Genomic DNA, 21,210 nt, shown 5'->3' with positions numbered 1-21,210 from the left:
GGACGACTGGGTTCCACGGGTCGAGATTGGCCGTCGGTCAATGGCGGACGCAGTTGGGCCTATTTCGCATCAACCGACGACGAGGCTTGGCAAATGCGGCGCAATCCTTATGCCCCGCGTCATGCAACTGTGGGTAGGTCTCGGCAATCCGGGCGCGGACTATGCGCTCCACCGACATAATGTCGGCTTCATGGCGCTCGACGCCATTGCCGAAACGCACGGCTTCACCGCCGACCGCAAGCAGTTCAAGGGCTGGACGCGCGAGGGGCGCATCGGATCGGACAAGATCGTCCTGCTGAAACCCGCGACCTTCATGAACCGCAGCGGCGAGAGCATTCGTGCCGCGCTCGATTTCTACAAGCTCGAGCCCGGCGACGTCACCGTGTTCCACGACGAGCTCGATCTCGCGCCGTTCAAGGTGAAAGTGAAGACTGGCGGCGGCGCGGCGGGGCATAACGGCCTGCGCTCGGCCGACGCGCATATCGGCCAGGATTATCGCCGCGTGCGCATCGGCATCGGCCATCCCGGCGACAAGGCCCGCGTCCACGGCTATGTCCTGTCGAACTATGCCAAGGCCGAATTCGAGCCGCTGTCCGATTTGCTCGGCGCGATCGCCGCCGAAGCGGGCTGGCTGGCGGCCGGCGACGACCCGCGCTTCATGAGCGATATCGCGATGAGGATGCACGATAACGAGGAATGACATGACCGCTGCTAACGAGCGCCCAGCCCATATCGATGTCACGCAGGAGGCGGGGATGCGCTTCTTCGGCAATCCCGACAGCGGGCGCGTCGTGATGCTCAACCTGCTCAAGTTCCGCGACGTCGCCGATTACGCGGACTTTCCCGATCTTGCCCCCGACGCGCCGATCAGCGGAGCGCAGGCCTATGACCGCTATATGAAGGCGACCGCACCGTTTCTCGCGGCATCGGGTGGACAGCTGCTGTTCGCGGGGAGCGCCGGGTCGTTCCTGATCGGTCCGGAAGACGAGGACTGGGATTTCGTCATGCTGGTCGAACAGGCCAGTCGCCAGGCCTTCATGGCCTTTGCCAGCGATCCCGAATATCTCAAGATCGTCGGCCACCGCAGCGCCGCGATCGCCGATTCGCGCCTGCTGCCGATCATCCCGAGCGAAGATCCGCTGGGCTGACCCGATACGCGCGCGGCGCGCTGCGCAGGGCGGCAAGTCGCACGGCACGCGACAAAAATTGCGCAGGCAGGCTGCGGTAAATGCCGGGGCGCGGCGTCCAAGAGGCAATGTCCCAAAGCGCCCGAGGCCCTGCCATGACCCGCATATCGTCGATCCCCAAACCCGCTACCCTGGCCGCCGCGCTGGCCGCCGCGCTATCGCTCGCGGCGTGCCATCAGGCGCCATCGAACGAAACGTCGAGCGCGCCGCAGGTGTCGCAAGCCAGGGACATCGTCCCCAGCACGCCGGGCAATGGTGCCAAGGCAACGCTGCTGGCCGGTGCAGAGCCGTTCGAGAACCTGACCGAACTGGCATTCTCACCGTCGACCGACCGGCTCGACAGCGCGCTCGACGCGGCCAAGGCGATGGCCCCCAAGGTCCGCCCGTTGCTGAGCCCCAAAGGCCAGAGCGACCTCGATCGCAATCTCACCGCGATCGAGGTGGCGCACGGTGCGCAGGAGCCTGCCGACCTGGCGATCGCATCGGTCGAAATCTATCGCACGCTGGTCACCGAAGCGGCGGGCGCATCACCGGTGCCGTCCGAGGTCAGCCTGCTCGATTATGCGGGCTTCCGCTATACCGCCGACCTCAAGGCGCGGCCGATGCGTTGGGACGACATGGCCGCCGCGGTCGATTTCGCCCGGTCGCAATGGGATGTGGTTCAGCCACGCGTCGCCGACCCCGAGACGGCCGGCAAGGTCAGCGCGGCCATCGACGGCATGTCGAGCGCAGTGACCGATCGCGATGCCAAGAGCGCCGCCGAAAACGTCGCTGCCGAGCTCGACCTGGTCGATGTCCTCGAACAGCAGTTCGACCATCGCTAATCCGCCCCGTCCCTCGCGACACCATCCGCAGATCCCGACAAAAGCGAGCCTCCGCATGGACCCGACGCACACCGACCGAACGCCTGCGAGCATCATAACCGCAAGCAAGGTGCCGCTGGTCACGCTGTATTTCTGGATCATCAAGATCCTCGCGACGACGGTCGGCGAGACGGGCGCCGACTATCTCAATTTCAACATGCACCTCGGGCTGGGCAAGACGTCCTGGATCATGGCGGGAGCGCTCGTCATAGCGCTGCTGATCCAGTTTGCCGCGGCGCGCTATGTGCCGTGGAAATACTGGCTCGCGGTCGTCTTCCTGAGCGTGTTCGGGACGCTGATCACCGATAATCTGAGCGACAATTACGGCGTCCCGCTGATCGTCACGACGATCGCCTTCACGATCGTGCTGATCGCCACCTTTGCCGCCTGGTAATCCCCGAAGCGATCGGCTTCGCGCTGATCGCCGGTGTCGATCCAAGCGTCGGGCTCTACGCGTCGTTCTCGATCGCGACGATCATCGCCTTTACCGGCGGCCGCCCGGCGATGATTTCCGCCGCGACCGCCGCGGTCGCGGTCGTCGTCATCCCGCTGGTGCGCGATTATGGCGTGTCGTACCTGTTTGCCGCGACGCTGTTGATGGGCGTGTTCCAGATCATTGCCGCGCTGCTACGGCTCGACCTGCTCATGCGCTTCGTCTCGCAATCGGTCGTCACCGGCTTCGTCAACGCGCTCGCAATCCTCATTTTCATGGCGCAGCTGCCGCAGCTGACCAATGTCACGCCGATCACCTATGCGATGGTCGCAGGCGGCCTCGCGATCATCTACATCCTCCCGCGCCTGACCACCGCGATCCCGTCGCCGCTGATCGCGATCATCGTGTTGTCGGCTATCTCGATCGGCATGCGGCTCGACGTCAACACCGTCGGCGACATGGGGACATTGCCGTCCTCGCTGCCGTTCTTCGCCTGGCCCGACGTGCCGATGACATGGGAAACGCTGCGCATCATCGCCCCGTTCTCGCTGACGATGGCGGCTGTCGGCCTGCTCGAATCGCTGCTCACCGCTCAAATCGTCGACGAGCTGACCGACAGCGGCAGCGACAAGCAGCGCGAAGTCGGCGGCCAGGGCATCGCCAATTTCATCACCGGTTTGCTCGGCGGCATGGGCGGCTGCGCGATGATCGGCCAGTCGGTGATCAACGTGAAATCGGGCGGGCGCACGCGCCTGTCGACGCTGGTTGCGGGCATCGCGCTGCTGATCCTCGTCGTCGTGCTCGGCCCGCTCGTCGCGCAGGTGCCGATGCCCGCGCTCGTCGCGGTGATGATCATGGTGTCGATCGGCACCTTCAGCTGGGGCAGCTTCGCCAATCTCAAGAGCCACCCATGGCCGTCGAGCGTCGTCATGATGGCGACGGTCGTCGTCGTCGTTTGGACGCACGATCTCGCACAGGGCGTGCTTGTCGGCGTGCTGCTGTCGGGCATCTTCTTCGCCTACAAGGTCCGCCGCCTGATGACCGTCGAGACCCGCATCGACGGCGATCTGCGCAGCTACATCGTCTCGGGCCAGGTGTTCTTCGCCTCGATCGACCGGGTCGAGCGGGCGATCCTCTATGATGATGACGCGCCACGCGTCGAGATCGACCTGACCCACGCGCATTTCTGGGACATTTCGGCGACCGGCGTGCTCGACAAGATCGTCGCGCGGCTGGAGCGCGGCGGCAAGGCGGTTCACGTCAGCGGGCTCAACGAGGCGAGCGCGACGCTGGTCGATCGCTATGGCGCGTTCGAACGCCCGTTCACCACGATGGGCACGGTCGGGCATTAGCCGCTGGGGACTGGCGAAATCGCGGCGCAGCGCCTAAGGCGCAGCGCGAGCGACCACAGACAATGGAAAAGACACGGATATGGGTTTCAAATGCGGAATTGTGGGCCTGCCCAATGTCGGCAAGTCGACGCTGTTCAATGCGCTGACCGACACGCAGGCGGCGCAGGCGGCGAACTATCCGTTCTGCACGATCGAGCCCAATGTCGGCCAGGTCGCGGTGCCCGATGCGCGGCTTGAAGAGCTCGCCAGGATCGCCGGCAGCGCCAAGATCATCCCGACGCAGCTCGCCTTTGTCGATATCGCCGGGCTGGTCCGCGGCGCGTCTCAGGGCGAGGGCCTGGGCAACCAGTTCCTCGGCAACATCCGCGAAGTCGATGCGATCGTCCACGTCCTGCGCTGCTTTGAAAACGACGACATCCAGCATGTCGAGAACAAGGTCGATCCGATCGCCGACGCCGAGACGGTCGAGACCGAACTGCTTTTGTCCGACCTCGAAAGCCTCGAAAAGCGTGTCCCCGCCTTCCAGAAGAAGGCGACCGGCGGCGACAAGGAGGCCAAGATCGCCGCATCGGTGCTCGGCCAGGCGCTCGACCTGTTGCGCGAAGGCAAGCCCGCGCGCCTCGTCGAACCCAAGGACGAGGAAGAGGCGCGGATTTTCGAACAGGCGCAGCTGCTGACCGCCAAGCCGGTGCTCTACGTCTGCAACGTCAACGAGGACGAGGCCGCTTCGGGCAACGCGATGTCGGCGCGCGTGTTCGACAAGGCCGCGGCCGAGGGCGCCAACGCGGTCGTCGTCTCGGCTGCGATCGAGGCCGACCTCGTCGGCATGGCGATGGACGAGCGGATCGAGTTCCTGAGCGAGATCGGCCTTTCCGAAACCGGCCTCGCGCGGGTCATCCGATCGGGCTACGACTTGCTCCACCTGATCACCTTCTTCACCGTCGGGCCCAAGGAAGCGCGCGCATGGACGCTCGAAAAGGGGCGCAAGGCACCGCAGGCGGCGGGCGAGATCCATTCGGACTTCGAACGCGGCTTCATCCGCGCCGAAACGATCGCCTATGACGATTACATCACGCTCGGCGGCGAAACCCCCGCGCGCGACGCGGGCAAGCTGCGCCAGGAGGGCAAGGAATATGTCGTCAAGGACGGCGACGTGCTCCATTTCAAGTTCAACGTCTGAGGCGATGACGCCCTGCGCCGGTGCCGCCGCGACGACTTCGCGTTGTCATCGAGTTCCGCTACGCCTTAGCGCATGACCCGACTCGTCCACGGCGCGATCGCCGCTTTCGCCCTGCCCTTCGCGCTCGCCGCCTGTGTCGCCACGCCTGCCGCGACGACGGTAACGAGTGCTGCAGCGCCGCAGCCCGCGGAGGTGCGCGCGCCGGTAACGATCCTCATCTCGATCGACGGCTTTCGCCCCGATTATCTACGCCGCGGCAACAGCCCCAACCTCGATACGCTGGCCGAACAGGGCAGCGAAACGCAGCTTCGGCCCGCCTTCCCCACGTTGACCTTTCCCAATCACGAGGCGCTGATCACCGGTCGCGAGCCCGACCACAGCGGCATTGTCGCCAACACGATGTACGACCCCGCGATCCCCGATCAGCGATTCTACAACAAGGACCCCGTGAGCCCCCGTGATCCGCGCTGGTGGCAGGGTGCCGAGCCGCTATGGGTGACCGTGCAAAAGGCCGGGGTGCGTGCCGGCACCGTTCTGTGGCCGGGCAGCGAGAGCGAACGGCAGGGGCTGCGACCGTCCGACTGGCTGCATTTCGATCCCGCCTTCGATAGCGAAACGCGGCTGCGCTTCGCACTCGATTGGATCCGGCGGCCGGCGGAAAGCCGCGATAGCCTTGTCGTCGTCTACCTCGACGCAGTCGATCGCGCGTCGCATGCAAACGGCATCACCGCGCCCGAAACCGCCGACGCGGTGCGTTCCGTCGATGCCGCGATTGGCGATCTGCACAGTGCGCTCGCCGCAATGGGGCAGCCTGCCAACCTCGTCATCGTGTCCGACCATGGCATGGCGCAAGTCGATCCCGACCGGACGAACGACCTCGATACACTGTTGCCGCGCGCCAGCTATCGGCTCGCAAGCTATGGTCCGTTTGCGACGATCGACCCGGTGGCCGGGCACGAGGCCGAGGTGCGAACCGCGCTGCTCCGGCCGCATCGCGACATGCAATGCTGGCCGCGCGACGCTGTCCCGACACGCTATCGCTATGGCCGCAATCCGCGCGTCGCGGCTATCATCTGCCTTGCTTCGCATGGCGGCGAAGTGATGCCGGGTCGCCCGACGAACAAGGGCGACCACGGCTTCGATCCTGACGATCCCGACATGGCGGCGCTGTTCATCGCGGCAGGACCCGGCATCGCGAAAGCGAAGCTCGCCAAGCGCTATGACATCGTCGAGGTCTATCCACTCGTCGCGCGACTGGTCGGCGTTGCGCCGCTGGCGAGCGACGCGACTGGCGCGCTGGCCGATGCGGTCATCGCCAAATAAGGCTTGCAAAAATCGCGTTGCGAAACGAAACCGACCCGCATGACCTATTATGAAGACCTCCAGATCGGGGCCAAGAACAGCTTCGGATCCTATCACGTCACGCGCGAGGAAGCGCTTGAGTTTGCGAACAAATACGACCCGCAGTCCTTCCATCTCGACGATGATGCGGCGGCGGCGACGCATTTCGGGCGCCTGTCGTGCAGCGGCTGGCACACCGCGGCGATGACCATGCGGATGATCGTCGACAATATGGACGACACCGCCAGCGTCAAAAGCCTGGGCGCGGCGGGGATCGACGACCTGCGCTGGATCCGCCCCGTGTTTCCCGGCGACACGCTGCGCGTCGAGACCGAGATTATCGGCAAAGCGCCGTGGCCCGGACGGCCCGAAATGGGGGTTTTCCAATCGAAGACGGTAGTCTTCAACCAGGACGACAAGCCGGTGATGAGCTATGTCGCCAAGGTGCTGATGCAGCGCCGCCAGCCCGCCACCGACTGAGGCCGACTGTGCCTTACGCGCCGCAGCTCCACGTTCCCTGGTAGCTGCGATCGCCGACCGACAGTTCGGTGACGGTCAGCGTCGCGGGCCATCTGGTCGATTCGATGGCGTCGGCGCTGCCCTTGCCCGTGCCGCGCCCGACATTGAGCGTGATGTCGCTGCCGGCGAAGATGCCGCCCTGGCGCAATGCGCGATATCCGCCCGGCCTGGTCGCGTTGAGGGTACCGACGGTGCCGCCGTACTTAACCGCGCCCTGCGCGCGCGCGGCGCGATCGTCGGGCGCAGTGGCGACGAACAGTAACTGGTCATCGGCAGAGAAGCTGCACCCCGTACCCGACGCTACGACCGGTGAGAATTCGCCATAGGTCATCGGCTGAAGCAGCGGCCCGGCGGGATCGGGGCGCACCGTGCCCGGCGTGTCGCCAATGCCGCCATCGGGTTCGACCGGCAGGCGCATTTCACCGTTGCCAAGGTCGGGCAGCGCATCGCTGCCTTCGGCCGAGACGGCGGGATCGATCTCGTTGCCGGTGGGTGCGGCGGGCTGACACGCGGCGAGCGGAATACACGCGGCGGCGATGGCGATGATGGTCTTCATGGATCCTCCGATCGAATATTCGTGGCGAGGGACGGCGCGGCGGCGGTCACGGGCCGCAGGTCCAGCTTCCCGCATAGCTGTGGCGTTCGCCGTCGCTCCGCGCGACGCGCAACGTGGCATCATAGTGTGTTGCCTCGCTGGCGATGGCGCGCTTGCCCCCGCGCGACAGCGTGACTTCGATCCCGTCGCCGATCAGCATCAGCCCGCGTTCGAGCTGCGCAAAATCGCCGGTGGCATCGACGCGGGCGACGCGATCACCCGGTTTGACGATGCCGTTGATCCGCGTGCCGACTTCGACGACGCCCGAGGCGACGAGCAAAGCCCCCGCCCCGCCGGTCGCAACGAAGCTGCAACCGAGTTCACCGTCGAGCGGATTGGCGGCGAGGTCGGCGGCGGTCAGGGGCCGCAGGCGGATCGGCTCTTGGGCGGCGGGTTGAGCTGCGAGAGGCGCGTCGGATTGGACCGGCTGATCGGCATTTGCGACCGACTCGCGCGGTTCGGAATCGGCCGGCGTGACGTTGCACGCGACAAGCGCTGCGAGTGGAAGAGCGGCAAGGACGAAGTATTTCATAGTGCTTCAACGGTATGAAGCGGCCTGCAGTTCCCTGAACCATATCGCGCGGACGCGAATGTCTACTTATGGGTGGAAAGCAGACATCAGCGGCTTACCTTGTTATGCGAAAGCTTATTCAATTTTGGAGCAGACAGAATGGAAGAGGCTTACGGGCGACTTCGTGACAGTTGGAACGCGGGGGAGCGAATTAGAGAGCACGCTTTGCGCTTGCTCTTTCTCGCGTGGATGCATTGGGCCGACCCACCGTTCGTGACTGGACTGTCCGAAGACGCCCGCGCAAACGAGCTTTGGCACGAAATTTACGCTTACTTCGGAGGTGAAAACTCATCTGACGCCGAGTTTCTTCATGTTGCGGGCTTGATGGCCCACATCTTCCCTTGGGCGCTCGGAGATGAGGGCGCTTGGGAGGTAACCGCTAAGCGAATGAGGTCGCGCTCAATTGAACTTAGTCCAGAAGGCTATTCTCCAGAGCACTTCGAAGGTCGTGGCCACTTCGGGGAATATTTTGCACTTCAAGCTCGTGCCGCTTCCACGCGATGCTGAATGGCCGCGAATGGGTCGTTAGCAGGTGAGCCTCAGACGCCGGCAGCGCATCACTTGCGCCCGAACAGCTTTTCGACGTCGCCCAACCCCATCTTGACCCAGGTCGGACGGCCGTGGTTGCATTGGCCCGAGTGCGGGGTGACTTCCATTTCGCGCAGCAGCGCGTTCATTTCGGCGACCGACAATACGCGTCCCGCGCGGACCGAGCCGTGGCAGGCCATCGTCGCGGCGACGAGGTCGATGCGTTCCTTGAGGCTGAGCGCTTCGTCATAGGCGCCGAGTTCGTCGCCGAGATCGGTAAGCAATTTGGCACAATCGACCTGGCCGAGCATCGCGGGGGTCGCGCGCACGAGCATCGCCGAGGCACCGAAACGCTCGATCTCGAGCCCGAAGGCGGCGAGCTCCTCGGCGCGCGCTTCGAGCCGGTCGCAGGCGGCCTCCTCGAGTTCAACGACGTCGGGCAGCAGCAGGCCCTGCGACGCGACGCCCTGCCCGCCCTCTTGCGCCTTGGCCACGCCCTTGCGCATCCGTTCGAGGACGAGCCGTTCGTGCGCCGCGTGCTGGTCGACGATGACGAGTCCGTCCTCGGCCTCGGCGACGATATAGGTTTTCGCCACCTGCCCGCGCGCGACACCGAGCGGATGGTCGCGCGCGACCGGTACGGCCTCGCTTGCCACCTCGGCGCGACCGAGCGGGCTGGGCTGGTCGAAGCGTTGCGCAAACTCGGGGCGGCGTTCCATCACCGCCGCTTCGCCGAAACCGACGGGTTGGGTGAAGAAGCCGGCGCGCGACGGTTGCGGCGCCATCGTCTCGCGCTGCCACGCGCCGAGTGCGCCGGCGGCGGGACGCTGGACGCTGCGGAAGCCGGCCTCGTCGAGTGCGCGTCGCAAGCCCCCGACGATCAGGCCGCGGACGACGCCGGGTTCGCGAAAGCGCACCTCGGTCTTGGCGGGGTGGACGTTGACGTCGACGAGGCCCGGATCGATGTCGAGGAACAGCGCGACGACCGGGTGGCGATCGCGCGCGAGCAGGTCGGCATAGGCGCCGCGCAAGGCGCCGACGAGCAACCGGTCCTTCACCGGCCGCCCGTTGACGAAGAGATACTGGTGATCGGCAACGCCGCGGTTGAAGGTCGGCAGGCCGGCGACGCCGCCCAATGCCATGCCTTCGCGCGCGACATCGACGATGATGCTGTTTTCGGCAAAGCCCGGCTGGGTCAGCGCGGCGACGCGCGCGGGGCGGTCCTGCCCGCCCTGCAACTGCAGCTTCGCCTTGCCGTCGTGGTGGAGCGCAAAGGCGATGTCGGGGCGCGCCATCGCGAGGCGTTTGACGACGTCGAGACAGGCAGCATATTCGGAGCGTTCGGAGCGCAGGAACTTGCGCCGCGCGGGGATGTTGGCGAACAGGCCGGCGACGATGACGCGCGTGCCCGGCGGCAGCGCGGCGGGGCCTTCGCGCGCCGCTGCGCCGTTGTCGATGGCGAGCGCCCAGCCGTCGGCATCGGCGGGGCTCATCGGGCGGCTTTCGAGCGTGAAGTGCGACACGCTGGCGATCGACGGCAGCGCCTCCCCGCGGAAGCCGAGCGTGACGATGTGATCGATGTCGTCGCCGGGCAGTTTCGAGGTCGCGTGGCGCTCGACCGCGAGGCGCATTTCGCCCGCCGCCATGCCGCAGCCATTGTCGGTCACTTCGATCCGGTCGATGCCGCCGCGTGTCAGCGTCACCGAAATCCGGCTCGCGCCCGAGTCGATCGCGTTTTCAACCAGTTCCTTCAACGCGCTGGCGGGTCTTTCGACCACTTCACCCGCTGCGATGCGATTGACCAGCGTTTCGGGGAGGCGGCGTATTGACATATCGGGGGCCTTAGCGCAGTCCGGCGCCACCTGCGACCCTCCAGTCTTTTTCACGCATTTTTGCTCTTGGCGGCCGGGCTGAATTATTTCGGTACCGTTTGAAGCAATCTGTTAGGGATGGGGGCGCACATCATCGACTACGGGGCGGGGGTTGCGCTAGCGACCCGATCTCCAGACGGCACAGGCGGAAATTCCAGACAATGTTCTTCTCCAAACTTTTCAAGTTCTCGTCGCAGGATATGGCGATCGATCTCGGCACGGCCAACACCGTCGTCTATGTTCGCGGCAAGGGCATCGTCCTCAACGAACCGTCGGTCGTCGCGGTCGAGACGATCAACGGTATCAAGAAGGTGAAAGCCGTCGGCAACGACGCCAAGCTGATGATGGGCAAGACCCCCGACAGCATCGAGGCGATCCGCCCGCTCCGCGACGGTGTCATCGCCGACATCGATGTCGCCGAGCAGATGATCAAATATTTCATCGAGAAGGTTCACGGCAAGCGCCGTTTCCCGAGCTGGCCCGAAATCGTCATCTGCGTGCCGTCGGGTTCGACCAGCGTCGAACGCCGCGCGATCCGTGACGCCGCATCGAACGCCGGCGCATCGCAGGTCTGGCTGATCGAGGAACCGATGGCCGCCGCGATCGGCGCCGACATGCCGGTGACCGAACCGATCGGATCGATGGTCGTCGATATCGGCGGCGGCACGACCGAGGTCGCCGTCCTCTCGCTGCGCGGCCTCGCTTATACCACCAGCGTCCGCACCGGCGGCGACAAGATGGACGAGGCGATCGTCAGCTATGTCCGCCGCCATCACAATCTGCTGATCGGTGAAACCACTGCCGAGCGGATCAAGAAGGACTTCGGCGTCGCCCGCACCCCAGCCGACGGCGTTGGCCAGACGATCAATTTGAAGGGCCGCGATCTCGTCAACGGCGTGCCCAAGGAAATCAGCATCAACCAGGCGCAGATCGCCGACGCATTGTCCGAGCCGATCGGCACGATCATTGAGGGTGTGCGCATCGCGCTCGAAAACACCGCCCCCGAACTCGCCGCCGACATTGTCGACCAGGGCATCGTCCTGACCGGCGGCGGCGCGCTGATCGCCGGGCTCGACGAGCTGCTCCGCGACGAGACGGGCCTGCCCGTCACCGTCGCCGACGATCCGCTGACCTGCGTCGCCATCGGGACCGGGCGCGCATTGGAAGACCCGATCTTCCGCGGCGTCCTGATGTCCGCCTGACGGCGGCGGTCGCTTAGCCATGGCCCCGCCCCGACACAGGCGACCGGGATATTCGCGCAAGGCCCAGATGGGCCTGTTCGCCAGCTATGTCGTCGCCGTCGTCGGCGCGGTCATCGCGCTGCTGCTCGTCCTGCTCTCCCGCTTCGATCCGAGCGCTTTCCAGGCGCTGCGCCAGGGCGCAGCCGAGATTTTCGCGCCGGTGGCGCGCGGATCAGGCAACGTCACCGGCTCGGTCGGATCGATGGATGATAATGTCACCGCCTATCTGCGCGCCGGCTCGCAGAACCTCGAACTGCGCCGCGCGCTCGACAAGGCGCGCAGCGAGCTGCTCGAGGCGCGCGCGCTGCGCCAGGAAAACCGCGAGCTGAAGGCGCTGCTCAAGATCGGCGAGGACAATTCCGAAGCGGTCGCGGTAACGCGCCTGCTCGGGTCGACCGGATCGAGCGCGCGGCGCTATGCGACGCTCGACGCGGGACGCAATCGCGGCATCGAAAGCGGCATGCCGCTGCGCGCGCCAGAAGGATTGATCGGCCGCGTCCTCGACGTCGGGCCGAGCGTGTCGCGCGTCCTGCTGTTGAGCGACGTTGCCACCGTCGTCCCCGTCCGCCGCTCGCGAGACGGCCTGCCCGCGCTCGCCAGCGGTCGCGGCGACGGCAATCTCGACATTCGCGCGCTCAACGTCGGGATCAACGATTTCGAACGCGGCGATATCTTCGTTACCTCGGGCACTGGCGGCCTCTACCAGCCCAACATCCCCGTCGCGATCATCGTCGCGACCCAATCAGACGGCGCGATCGCGCGGCCGCTCGCCCATCCCGCCCGCGTCAGTGCGGTGCTGGTCGAGCGCGCCTTTCGCGACAGCGCCGACGTCAAGGCCCTGCCCCCCGCCGAGGGCGAGCAGCCGCGCGACAACTGATGGCGCGCGGGGTTTCTTTCGCGCGGCCTTCTACGCTTCGCATGCGCGTGACGCCGATCGCGGCGGTGATGTTCGCCTCGGCGCTGCCGGCGATGCTGCCGATGATCGCGACCTTCCCGATCCTGCCGCCGCTCGGCCTGTTGCTGTTCGTCGCCTGGCGTCGGCTGCGCTCGGACCTGTGGCCCGCCTGGATCGGCCTGCCGCTCGGCCTGTGGGACGATCTGTTCAGCGGCCAGCCGGTCGGCAGCGCGATGGCGCTGTGGACGATCATCGTGCTGTTTTTCGAGGCGGTCGAATATCGCATGCTGTTCCAAGACCAGTGGATCGACTGGCTGCTCTCCGCCGTCGCGATCGCGCTCGCGATTTTCGGCGGGGTGTTCCTGCTGTCATTGACCGGGGTGTCGGTCAGCTATGCGGTCGTCCTGCCGCAATTCGGCTGGTCGGTGCTGGCCTATCCGCTCGTCGCGCGGCTCGTTGCGATGCTCGATCGCTGGCGGTTGCGCAAGTGACCGGCGCGAACCCCACAGGCGCGGCATGAAGCGGCGGACCAAACGCACGCGACCGATCCTGACCGAAGGGACGCAATCGCTCAGCTTCACGCGCCGGACGATGCTCGTCGGCGGCGCGCAGATCGGCATCGGCGCGCTGCTCGCGGCGCGCATGGCGTATATCTCGATCGCCGATAACGAACATTACCGGATGCTGTCGGAGAGCAACCGGCTCAACATGACGCTGATCCCGCCGCGGCGCGGCTGGGTGATCGACCGCTATGGCGCCGCGATCGCCAACAACCGCGTCGATCTGCGCGTCGATATCATTCCCGAGCGGCTCAAGCGGCCCGAACAGACGCTCGCGACGCTGCAGAATATCCTCGCGCTCGAACCCGAGGAAATGGAGCGGATCCGCGGCGAGCTCGACCGCGCGACGAGCTTCCAGCCGGTCCAGGTCGCCGATGGCATATCCGAACAGGCGTTCGCCGCGATATCGGTCCGCCTGCCCGAACTGCCCGGCGTTTCGCCGCTGCGCGGCTTCACGCGCAACTATCCCAGCGGCGCCGCGGTCGGCCATCTGATGGGCTATGTCGGCATCGCCTCGGCGGAAGAATACAAGGAGTCGAAAGACCCGCTGCTGATCACGCCGGGGTTCAAGATCGGCAAGGACGGGCTCGAAAAGCAGTTCGAACAGCAGTTGCGCGGAAAACCCGGCGCCAAGCGCGTCGAGGTGACCGCGCGCGGCAAGGTGGTGCGCGAACTGACCACCACCCCCGACGTCCCCGGCCATCCGATCCACCTGACGCTCAATGCCGACCTGCAAGCCTATGCCGCGCGGCGGCTGGGGCGCGAATCGGGCTCGGTCGTCGTTATCGACTGCCTGACCGGCGACCTGTTGACGATGGCGTCGATGCCGTCGTTCGACCCCAACAGCTTCTCGAACGGGATCGGCCACGACGAGTGGAACCTGCTGTCGAACGACGACCACGTCCCGTTGCGCAACAAGGTATTGAAGGGCCTCTATCCGCCCGGATCGACGGTCAAGCCGATGGTCGCGATGTCGTTCCTCGAAGCGGGTCTTTCACCCGACGAATCTGTCACCTGCAACGGCGGGCTGCGCGTCGGCAACCGCGTCTTCCATTGCTGGCAGCGGCGCGGCCACGGCCGCGTCGACATGGCCAAGGGAATCTACCAGAGCTGCGACGTCTATTTCTATTATTTCGCGCAGAAAATGGGGATGAACGTGATCGCCGCGATGGCCAAGCGGCTCGGCCTCGGCCAGGAATTCCCGCTGCCGGTATCGAGCCAGTTCTACGGCACCGTGCCCGATCCCGAATGGAAGATGAAGAAGTACAAGCAGGCGTGGCAACCGTACGACACGGTCAATGCGACGATCGGCCAGGGGTACATGCTGTTCAACCCGCTCCAGCTCGCAGTGATGGCCTCGCGTCTCGCGACGGGCAAGAAGCTGATGCCGCACCTGCTGATGGATCCCAAGCGCAAGGCGGCCGAGACGCTCGGCTTTACCGACGAACACATTTCCTATGTGCGCGCCGCGATGAGCGAGGTCGTCAACGGTCGCGGCACCGCGGGACGCGCGCGCATCCCGGTCGACAACGTCCTGCTCGCGGGCAAGACGGGGACCGCGCAGGTCGTCAGCCTCGACCGCGGCAGCGGCAAGGGCGGCCTGTGGAAATATCGCGACCACGGCCTGTTCATCTGTTTCGCGCCGTTCGACAATCCGCGCTTCGCCTGTTCGGTGGTGATCGAGCATGGCGGCGGCTCGGGCGCCGCCTATCCGATCGCGCGCGATGTCATGACCTTCCTCTATGACCGGCAAAAGGCGATGGACGTCCTGCTCCCGCTCGAGGCCGCCTGGGGCGGGACCGTCGAACAGCGCATGGCATCGGCGATGGCGCGCTTCAAATCGCCCGTCGCGACGCCCGCACCCGACACGCCGCCACCGCCGCCCGGCGACAATCCGCGATGAGCGTGATCCCCGCCCCCGTTGCCGGCCTGCCCTGGCGGATCATGGCACTGACCAGCGCGCTCGCCTGCTTTGCCGGTGTCGTTCTCTATTCGGCCGCCGGTGGGAGCATGACGCCGTGGGCGGGGATGCATCTCATCCGCTTCGTCATCTTCCTCGTCATGGCGCTGGTCATCAGCCGGTTCGACGAGGATTTCATCAAGTCGCTGTCGTTTCCCGGTTACGCCGGCGTCGCGCTGTTGCTGCTGTTCGTCGAGGTCGTCGGCCAGGTGAAAGGCGGCAGCCAGCGCTGGATCAGCCTTGGCGCGTTCAACCTGCAGCCGTCCGAGCTGATGAAGATCGCGATCGTCCTCGCGCTCGCGCGATTCTATGCGATGCTGCCCGCCGGCGAGACGACGCGCTTCGCCGCGGTCTGGCCCGCGCTCGTGCTGATCGGCATTCCGAGCGCGCTTGTGCTGCTCCAGCCCGATCTCGGCACGACACTGGCGATCGTCGCCAGCGGGGTCATCGTGATGTTCATCGCCGGCCTGCCGCTGCGCTATTTCCTCGGCGCCGCGGGTGCGGGCGCGGCGGCGGCGCCGATCCTGTTTTCGATGCTGCACGATTACCAGCAGAAGCGGATCCTGATCTTCCTGACGCCCGAGGCCGATCCGCTCGGTTCGGGCTACCACATCGTCCAGTCGAAGATCGCGATCGGATCGGGCGGATTGTTCGGCAAGGGCTTCCTCAACGGCACGCAGAGCCACCTCCAGTACCTGCCCGAAGGCCATACCGATTTCGTCTTTGCGACGATGGCCGAGGAATGGGGCCTGTTCGGCGGGCTGATGCTGCTGCTCGGCTTTTTCCTGCTGCTGCGCTGGGCGACCGGGGTGGCGTTGCGCGCGCAGACCAAGTTCGGCCGCTATACCGCCGCCGGCCTGACCATGACGATCTTCTTCTACGTCGCGATCAACCTGATGATGGTGATGGGCCTCGCCCCCGTCGTCGGCATCCCTTTGCCCTTCATGTCGTACGGCGGATCGTCGATGATGACGATCATGATCTGCATCGGCATCATCCTGTCGATCGATCGCAAGGCCAGGCGCGGGCACAGCGGGATGAGCGGACTGAGCTGACGCGGGCAGCAAAATGCAGCCGATCTGCACGGCCGGGCATTTTTCGCGTTGCAATGCAGCAAAGCCCGTGATAGCCGCACCGCTCGCTTCGCCGGAGAGGAAAACCTCGCCGCGATGCGCCCCTTCGGGGGCACGCTGTCGAAACAGCAGTGGACGCTTAGCTCAGTTGGTAGAGCAGCTGACTCTTAATCAGCGGGTCGTAGGTTCGAACCCTACAGCGTCCACCATTTTCTCCCACGACTTCGATACCCCGTGCGGATGCCGGCGACCGGAATCACGAATGAGCGTTGTCCGATACGGACGCTTCACGATTGCGGGCGGGACGCAGATAGAGTTTTTCCAAACCGAAGATAAACGCGATGCCGCCCAGCGAGATGGCGATGATCGTCGGATCGCTCATCGCCTTCATGATAAGAAATGCGCCGAGTACGATAAGGTCGAGCAGGATTGCCGTTACAAGGACTTTCCGGCTGGCGTTCACATCCTCATGCAGATGTCGGTAGACGCCCCAATGGATGATGATGTCCATAATCAGATAAAAGATCGCGCCCATCGCAGCGATCCGGCTCAGGTCGAAAAAAGCCGCGAGCAATCCGGCCGCGACGACGGTGTAGACCAGCGTATGTTTCTGGATATCCCCCGGCATTCCGAAATGGCGGTGCGGGATCAATTTCATTTCAGTCAGCATCGTGAGCATGCGCGATACGGCAAAAATGCTGGCCAACACCCCCGACGCAGTCGCGATGATCGCGATGGCGACCGTGAACCAGAGGCCATATTGCCCAAGAGCAGGTTTCGCCGCCTCGGCCAGCGAATAATCGCGCGCGGCAACGATTTCGCCGATCGTCAGCGTTGAGCCGACCGCGAAGGCGACAGCCAAATATACGACCAGGCAGATCGCCAGCGAAATCATGATCGCGCGTCCGACATTCTTTTTCGGATCGACGACTTCGCCGCCGCTGTTGGTGATCGTCGTAAAGCCCTTATAGGCGAGGATGGCGAGCGCCACCGCCGCCAGAAATCCGATGGCCGGATCGCCGTTCGTCGCACTGCTAGCCTGTGCCGCCTGGAAGTTGAACTTCGCCGCCCACAACGCGACCACTGCGAACACCAGGATGCCGCCGATCTTGGCGATCGCCGTGACTTTCGAGACGGTTCCGATGACCTTGTTGCCCGCGATATTTACGAGGAATGCGAGCACGATCAGCCCGACGGCGAGGACCGGAACGAGCGCCGTGTCCTTGCCGACATTGAACAGCTGAAGCGTATAGGTGCCGAAGGTTCTCGCCACCAGGCTCTCGTTGATGATCATCGAAAACGCCATCAGGAGCGCAGCAGCACCGGTGACGGTGGTTTCGCCATAGGCTTTTTTGAGGATCATCGCGATCCCGCCCGCCGACGGATATTTGTCGGATACCTTGATATAGCTATAGGCGCTGAACCCGCTGATGATCGCGGCCAGCAGGAAAGCCAGCGGGAAGAGCGTTCCCGCCAGCTCCGCCACCTGTCCGGTGAGCGCGAATATGCCCGCGCCGATCATGACCCCGGTGCCCATTGCGACGGCACCGACGAGCGACAGGCTATTGGCTCTGTATTGCGGCTTCATGCTAAACGGTCGTTACGAGGGGCACTGCGAATAGCCGCGGAATCCCAGCTCGTCTTTCGCGCCGGGCAGGATGACGACCAGTTCGGCTTCACGGCGCTCGCCGGGCTTGGCCTTGGCATCGACCGGCTTGAGGCCAAGACGCAGGCCGTCGGCCGAATAAAGGCCTTCGCCCGCCGACGCGAGCGTAATGAGCTTTCCGTTGAGCTTGATCGTGCCGCTGTCGCTGCTACCGCCGTAGACGAAGGACGGTGCGCCGATCTCGGTCATGCGAAAGACGCAGCGGCCGTTGATGCCGCCGAGGCTGGCGAGATCGGCGGGGGTCATCGTTTCGGGCTGGAGCGTCGCGTTGGCGACACCCGCCAGCGCTTTGCCTGCGGTGACGTGTGGCACGGCCTTGGCGGGTGCTTCGAGCGCGGCTTCCTTGTCATTGCCCGGAGCGGTGTTGCTGTTGCAGCCAGCGAGCGCGAGGCCCGCGCTGGCGGCCAGAATGGTCAGCGTGCGGGTCATCGTGCGGCCTCCTGTTTCTTTTTTTCGGTCGGGCGCGGCCCGTTCTTCTCGATATCCTCGATCAGGTATTTCATCTCGGCGATCTCGCGGCGCTGCGCGACGATGATGCCCTCGGCCAGTGCACGCGTGCGCGGATCGCGAAGGTGCGCGCGCTCGCTGGTCATGATCGCGATCGAATGGTGCGGGATCATCGCTTTCATGTAGGCGACGTCGGCGACGGTCTCCTGGCTGCGCACGAGCCACAGCGAACCGCCAAAGATCACGACCGAGGCGACGACGATCGCAAGGTTCTTCTTCGGGTCCTTGTACATGCCGAGCATGAAGGCGAGCATGATCACCGCCATCGCCGCGCCCATCAGGAACGCCATCCACATCCGCGTCTGGCTGAAGAAGATGTGATCGAACGCGTAGGTGTTCAAATACATCAGCGCGAACATCACCACGGTCGACGTCGCGATCATCGCGAGGAAGCGGCGATATTTCATCGCGCTGCCCTGCGGCTTTCCCTGTTCCTGGTTCATGTTTCCTCCTGTTTCTTGCCTAGTAACAATTGCCCGAACAACAGGGTCAACGCGCGATTCAGCCAATCTTTCCCAGATCGAGCCGGCGCAGCCGCAGCGCGTTGCCGATCACCGAGACCGACGACAGGCTCATCGCCGCCGCCGCGATCATCGGGCTCAGCAGGATGCCGAACCATGGGAACAGCACGCCCGCCGCGATCGGCACGCCTAAACTATTGTAGACAAAGGCGAAGAACAGGTTCTGGCGGATGTTGCCCATCGTCGCGTGGCTCAGCGTGCGCGCCTTGGCGATGCCCGACAGGTCGCCCTTGACCAGCGTGATCCCTGCACTCTCCATCGCGACATCGGTGCCGGTGCCCATCGCGATGCCGACGTCTGCCTTGGCGAGCGCGGGCGCGTCATTGATCCCGTCACCAGCCATCGCGACGATATGGCCCTGCGCCTGAAGCTCGCTGACGACACGGTGCTTATCCTCGGGCGAAACATTGGCGTGGACCTCATCGATGCCGACGGCCTTGGCGACTGCGCGCGCGGTCCCCTCGGCATCGCCGGTCAGCATGACGACGCGGATCTTGGCAGCATGGAGTGCGTCGATCGCCGCCTTTGTCGAAGGCTTGATCGGGTCGGCGACGCCGATCAGCCCGGCGGGCTTGCCGTCGATCGCGACGAACATCACCGTCTGGCCATCGGCGCGGCCATGTTCGGCATCGGCGACCAGCGCATCGTCCTTCGCGCCGAGCCCCGCCATCAGTTTCTCATTGCCGACCGCGACCGTGCGGCCAGCCACGGTGGCGGTCACGCCTTCGCCGGTCACCGACTGGAAGTCGCTGGCTTCGGCAAGGTCGAGTGAGCGGTCCTTGGCGCCCGCAACGATCGCGGCGGCGAGCGGATGTTCGCTGGCGACCTCGATCGCCGCGACCAGGGCAAGCAGTTCGTCCTCGTCAAAGCCGGCAGCGGGTACGACCGAGACAAGCCGCGGCTTGCCCTCGGTCAGCGTGCCGGTCTTGTCGACGACGAGCGTGTCGACCTTTTCGAGCGTTTCGAGCGCTTCGGCGTTCTTGATCAATATGCCGTTCTGCGCGCCCTTGCCGGTGCCGACCATGATCGACATCGGGGTGGCGAGGCCAAGTGCGCAGGGGCAGGCGATGATCAGCACCGCGACCGCGTTGACCAGTGCGTAGGCCAGAGCCGGCGCGGGTCCCCACATCGCCCAGACGATAAAGGTGACGACCGAGGCGGTCATGACTGCGGGGACAAACCAGCCCGCGACGGTATCGGCGAGTTTCTGGATCGGGGCGCGGCTGCGCTGTGCCTCGGCGACCATCTGGACGATCTTGGCGAGCAGCGTGTCGCTGCCGACGCGGCGCGCGACCATGATGAAGCTGCCCGTCTGGTTGACCGTGCCGCCGGTAACAGCATCGCCCTCGCCGACCTGCACCGGGATCGGTTCGCCGGTGATCATCGCCTGGTCGATCGTGCTCGATCCGCTTTCGATGCTGCCGTCGACCGGCACCTTGTCGCCCGGGCGCACGCGCAGCCGGTCGCCGACATGGACCTCGTCGAGCGAGACGTCGGCTTCGCTGCCGTCCTCGGCGATGCGCCGCGCGACCGGCGGGGCCAGCTCGAGCAATGCGCGAAGCGCGCTCGACGTCGCCCCGCGCGCCTTCAGTTCGAGCACCTGGCCGAGCAGGACGAGCGTCGTGATGACTGCGGCGGCCTCGTAATAAACCGCGACATTGCCGTCATGGCCGCGGAACGAGGCGGGGAAGAGATGCGGGAACAGCGTTGCGACGAGGCTGAAGACATAGGCGACCGCGACGCCGAGACCGATCAGCGTGAACATGTTGAGATGTCCGGTGCGGACCGACTGGACCGCGCGGACGAAGAACGGCCACGCACCCCACAGGACGACCGGGCTCGCGAGCGCCAGCTGGAGCCATTGCGACCAGTTCGCGGCGATACCGGCCAGTGGCTGGCCGGGGATGAGATCGCCCATCGCATAGACGAACAGCGGCAAAGTCAGGCCTGCGCTGATCCAGAAGCGGCGGCGCATGTCGATATATTCGGGGTCGGGTCCGTCGCTCAGGCTGACCGTCTCGGGTTCGAGCGCCATGCCGCAGATCGGGCAGCTGCCCGGGCCGACCTGGCGGATCTCGGGGTGCATCGGGCAGGTGTAGATCGTGCCTTCGGGCATGTCTTCGACCGCGTCGAGATGCGCCCCGCTCAGATAAAACTCGGGATCGCCAACGAACTTGTCGTGGCAGCCTTGCGAACAGAAATAGTGCGTCGCGCCATCATGATCGGCGACGAACCGCGCGCCGTCGATCGAGACCGTCATGCCGCAGACCGGGTCGATCGCCTTGCCCTCTGCAGATGGCGCGGGCTTGGCCGCGTGCGACGTCGAACAACAGCTATGATCGTCCAT

Annotated in this window: 19 protein-coding genes, 1 tRNA gene and 1 pseudogene; 14 read left to right on the top strand and 7 right to left on the bottom strand. The window is 65.2% G+C overall.

The genetic code is table 11. From position 1 onward, the window contains the following. The first annotated feature begins 121 nt into the window (after nucleotides 1-121). The 8 genes and pseudogenes from pth (at nucleotide 122) to FSZ31_RS07680 (ending at nucleotide 6,836) form a co-directional block, all read left to right on the top strand. Nucleotides 122-700 (top strand): aminoacyl-tRNA hydrolase, encoded by a 579-nt coding sequence (pth, locus tag FSZ31_RS07715; RefSeq protein WP_147122800.1) that lies wholly within the window; start codon nucleotides 122-124, stop codon nucleotides 698-700. A gap of 1 nt (nucleotide 701) precedes the next feature. After that, on the top strand, nucleotides 702-1,148 hold the full coding sequence (locus FSZ31_RS07710) for a DUF1330 domain-containing protein (RefSeq protein WP_147122799.1): 447 nt from the start codon (nucleotides 702-704) through the stop codon (nucleotides 1,146-1,148). Between the two features lie 134 nt (nucleotides 1,149-1,282). Further along, complete coding sequence (locus FSZ31_RS07705; protein ID WP_147122798.1) at nucleotides 1,283-2,011, top strand: hypothetical protein; 729 nt, start codon at nucleotides 1,283-1,285, stop codon at nucleotides 2,009-2,011. Beyond that, nucleotides 1,932-2,444 carry a COG4705 family protein gene (locus FSZ31_RS07700; protein WP_328592392.1) on the top strand — a complete coding sequence of 171 codons (513 nt, stop codon included), beginning with the start codon at nucleotides 1,932-1,934 and terminating at the stop codon, nucleotides 2,442-2,444. The genes FSZ31_RS07705 and FSZ31_RS07700 overlap by 80 nt, the downstream gene beginning before the upstream one ends. Further along, nucleotides 2,441-3,835: pseudogene (locus FSZ31_RS07695) on the top strand (SulP family inorganic anion transporter); the annotation flags it as partial. The gene FSZ31_RS07700 and the pseudogene FSZ31_RS07695, both read left to right, overlap by 4 nt. A gap of 79 nt (nucleotides 3,836-3,914) precedes the next feature. Then, the gene (gene ychF / locus FSZ31_RS07690; RefSeq protein ID WP_147122795.1) at nucleotides 3,915-5,015 is read left to right on the top strand and encodes a redox-regulated ATPase YchF; all 1,101 of its coding nucleotides are present in this window, start codon (nucleotides 3,915-3,917) and stop codon (nucleotides 5,013-5,015) included. A gap of 72 nt (nucleotides 5,016-5,087) precedes the next feature. After that, nucleotides 5,088-6,338, top strand: a complete 1,251-nt coding sequence (locus FSZ31_RS07685) for an alkaline phosphatase family protein (RefSeq protein ID WP_147122794.1) — start codon at nucleotides 5,088-5,090, stop codon at nucleotides 6,336-6,338. Nucleotides 6,339-6,377: 39 nt separating this feature from the next. Continuing rightward, nucleotides 6,378-6,836 (top strand): MaoC family dehydratase, encoded by a 459-nt coding sequence (locus FSZ31_RS07680; RefSeq protein WP_147122793.1) that lies wholly within the window; start codon nucleotides 6,378-6,380, stop codon nucleotides 6,834-6,836. Nucleotides 6,837-6,849: 13 nt separating this feature from the next. Here the strand turns inward: FSZ31_RS07680 and FSZ31_RS07675 are convergent, their stop codons facing one another. The 3 genes from FSZ31_RS07675 to mutL all read right to left on the bottom strand — a co-directional run bounded on the left by FSZ31_RS07675 (nucleotide 6,850) and on the right by mutL (nucleotide 10,401). After that, complete coding sequence (locus FSZ31_RS07675) at nucleotides 6,850-7,431, bottom strand: hypothetical protein (RefSeq protein ID WP_147122792.1); 582 nt, start codon at nucleotides 7,429-7,431, stop codon at nucleotides 6,850-6,852. A 46-nt stretch (nucleotides 7,432-7,477) separates the two neighbouring features. Then, nucleotides 7,478-8,002, bottom strand: coding sequence for a hypothetical protein (locus tag FSZ31_RS07670; protein ID WP_147122791.1), 525 nt, complete (start codon nucleotides 8,000-8,002; stop codon nucleotides 7,478-7,480). A 596-nt stretch (nucleotides 8,003-8,598) separates the two neighbouring features. Beyond that, nucleotides 8,599-10,401, bottom strand: coding sequence for a DNA mismatch repair endonuclease MutL (gene mutL / locus FSZ31_RS07665; protein ID WP_147122790.1), 1,803 nt, complete (start codon nucleotides 10,399-10,401; stop codon nucleotides 8,599-8,601). Nucleotides 10,402-10,601: 200 nt separating this feature from the next. Between mutL and FSZ31_RS07660 the strand changes: the two genes are divergently transcribed. The 6 genes from FSZ31_RS07660 (at nucleotide 10,602) to FSZ31_RS07635 (ending at nucleotide 16,378) form a co-directional block, all read left to right on the top strand. Next, complete coding sequence (locus FSZ31_RS07660; RefSeq protein WP_147122789.1) at nucleotides 10,602-11,642, top strand: rod shape-determining protein; 1,041 nt, start codon at nucleotides 10,602-10,604, stop codon at nucleotides 11,640-11,642. 19 nt (nucleotides 11,643-11,661) lie between these two features. Next, nucleotides 11,662-12,558 (top strand): rod shape-determining protein MreC, encoded by an 897-nt coding sequence (mreC, locus tag FSZ31_RS07655; protein ID WP_147122788.1) that lies wholly within the window; start codon nucleotides 11,662-11,664, stop codon nucleotides 12,556-12,558. Between the two features lie 41 nt (nucleotides 12,559-12,599). Next, nucleotides 12,600-13,067, top strand: coding sequence for a rod shape-determining protein MreD (locus tag FSZ31_RS07650; RefSeq protein ID WP_147122787.1), 468 nt, complete (start codon nucleotides 12,600-12,602; stop codon nucleotides 13,065-13,067). A gap of 25 nt (nucleotides 13,068-13,092) precedes the next feature. Next, nucleotides 13,093-15,039: a penicillin-binding protein 2 gene (gene mrdA / locus FSZ31_RS07645; RefSeq protein ID WP_147122786.1), complete on the top strand. Its 1,947-nt coding sequence runs from the start codon at nucleotides 13,093-13,095 to the stop codon at nucleotides 15,037-15,039. Then, nucleotides 15,036-16,151 carry a rod shape-determining protein RodA gene (rodA, locus tag FSZ31_RS07640; RefSeq protein WP_147122785.1) on the top strand — a complete coding sequence of 372 codons (1,116 nt, stop codon included), beginning with the start codon at nucleotides 15,036-15,038 and terminating at the stop codon, nucleotides 16,149-16,151. The genes mrdA and rodA overlap by 4 nt, the downstream gene beginning before the upstream one ends. Nucleotides 16,152-16,302: 151 nt before the next feature. Beyond that, nucleotides 16,303-16,378, top strand: a tRNA-Lys gene (locus FSZ31_RS07635). Nucleotides 16,379-16,425: 47 nt separating this feature from the next. Here the strand turns inward: FSZ31_RS07635 and FSZ31_RS07630 are convergent. From FSZ31_RS07630 to FSZ31_RS07615, 4 genes are read right to left on the bottom strand one after another with little or no spacing between them, the layout of a single operon-like run. Further along, nucleotides 16,426-17,757: an APC family permease gene (locus tag FSZ31_RS07630; protein WP_147122784.1), complete on the bottom strand. Its 1,332-nt coding sequence runs from the start codon at nucleotides 17,755-17,757 to the stop codon at nucleotides 16,426-16,428. A gap of 12 nt (nucleotides 17,758-17,769) precedes the next feature. Beyond that, the gene (locus FSZ31_RS07625) at nucleotides 17,770-18,264 is read right to left on the bottom strand and encodes a DUF6692 family protein (protein ID WP_147122783.1); all 495 of its coding nucleotides are present in this window, start codon (nucleotides 18,262-18,264) and stop codon (nucleotides 17,770-17,772) included. Further along, nucleotides 18,261-18,785, bottom strand: coding sequence for a DUF305 domain-containing protein (locus FSZ31_RS07620; RefSeq protein ID WP_201739144.1), 525 nt, complete (start codon nucleotides 18,783-18,785; stop codon nucleotides 18,261-18,263). The genes FSZ31_RS07625 and FSZ31_RS07620 overlap by 4 nt, the downstream gene beginning before the upstream one ends. 58 nt (nucleotides 18,786-18,843) lie before the next feature. Continuing rightward, nucleotides 18,844-21,210 (bottom strand): heavy metal translocating P-type ATPase, encoded by a 2,367-nt coding sequence (locus FSZ31_RS07615; protein ID WP_147122782.1) that lies wholly within the window; start codon nucleotides 21,208-21,210, stop codon nucleotides 18,844-18,846.

The organism is Flavisphingopyxis soli (genome assembly GCF_007995095.1).
Taxonomy (GTDB): domain Bacteria; phylum Pseudomonadota; class Alphaproteobacteria; order Sphingomonadales; family Sphingomonadaceae; genus Flavisphingopyxis; species Flavisphingopyxis soli.
This window is presented reverse-complemented; position numbering and strand designations above follow the sequence as displayed.

Coding starts and splice junctions, on each gene's coding strand:
- FSZ31_RS07650 (WP_147122787.1), top strand. CDS start 12,600: ATGCGCGTGACGCCGATCGCGGCGGTGATGTTCGCCTCGGCGCTGCCG.
- rodA (WP_147122785.1), top strand. CDS start 15,036: ATGAGCGTGATCCCCGCCCCCGTTGCCGGCCTGCCCTGGCGGATCATG.
- FSZ31_RS07620 (WP_201739144.1), bottom strand. CDS start 18,785: ATGAACCAGGAACAGGGAAAGCCGCAGGGCAGCGCGATGAAATATCGC.
- mreC (WP_147122788.1), top strand. CDS start 11,662: ATGGCCCCGCCCCGACACAGGCGACCGGGATATTCGCGCAAGGCCCAG.
- FSZ31_RS07630 (WP_147122784.1), bottom strand. CDS start 17,757: ATGAAGCCGCAATACAGAGCCAATAGCCTGTCGCTCGTCGGTGCCGTC.
- pth (WP_147122800.1), top strand. CDS start 122: ATGCAACTGTGGGTAGGTCTCGGCAATCCGGGCGCGGACTATGCGCTC.
- mutL (WP_147122790.1), bottom strand. CDS start 10,401: ATGTCAATACGCCGCCTCCCCGAAACGCTGGTCAATCGCATCGCAGCG.
- FSZ31_RS07700 (WP_328592392.1), top strand. CDS start 1,932: ATGCCAAGAGCGCCGCCGAAAACGTCGCTGCCGAGCTCGACCTGGTCG.
- FSZ31_RS07675 (WP_147122792.1), bottom strand. CDS start 7,431: ATGAAGACCATCATCGCCATCGCCGCCGCGTGTATTCCGCTCGCCGCG.
- FSZ31_RS07705 (WP_147122798.1), top strand. CDS start 1,283: ATGACCCGCATATCGTCGATCCCCAAACCCGCTACCCTGGCCGCCGCG.
- FSZ31_RS07625 (WP_147122783.1), bottom strand. CDS start 18,264: ATGACCCGCACGCTGACCATTCTGGCCGCCAGCGCGGGCCTCGCGCTC.
- mrdA (WP_147122786.1), top strand. CDS start 13,093: ATGAAGCGGCGGACCAAACGCACGCGACCGATCCTGACCGAAGGGACG.
- FSZ31_RS07685 (WP_147122794.1), top strand. CDS start 5,088: ATGACCCGACTCGTCCACGGCGCGATCGCCGCTTTCGCCCTGCCCTTC.
- FSZ31_RS07615 (WP_147122782.1), bottom strand. CDS start 21,210: ATGGACGATCATAGCTGTTGTTCGACGTCGCACGCGGCCAAGCCCGCG.
- FSZ31_RS07680 (WP_147122793.1), top strand. CDS start 6,378: ATGACCTATTATGAAGACCTCCAGATCGGGGCCAAGAACAGCTTCGGA.
- FSZ31_RS07710 (WP_147122799.1), top strand. CDS start 702: ATGACCGCTGCTAACGAGCGCCCAGCCCATATCGATGTCACGCAGGAG.
- FSZ31_RS07660 (WP_147122789.1), top strand. CDS start 10,602: ATGTTCTTCTCCAAACTTTTCAAGTTCTCGTCGCAGGATATGGCGATC.
- FSZ31_RS07670 (WP_147122791.1), bottom strand. CDS start 8,002: ATGAAATACTTCGTCCTTGCCGCTCTTCCACTCGCAGCGCTTGTCGCG.
- ychF (WP_147122795.1), top strand. CDS start 3,915: ATGGGTTTCAAATGCGGAATTGTGGGCCTGCCCAATGTCGGCAAGTCG.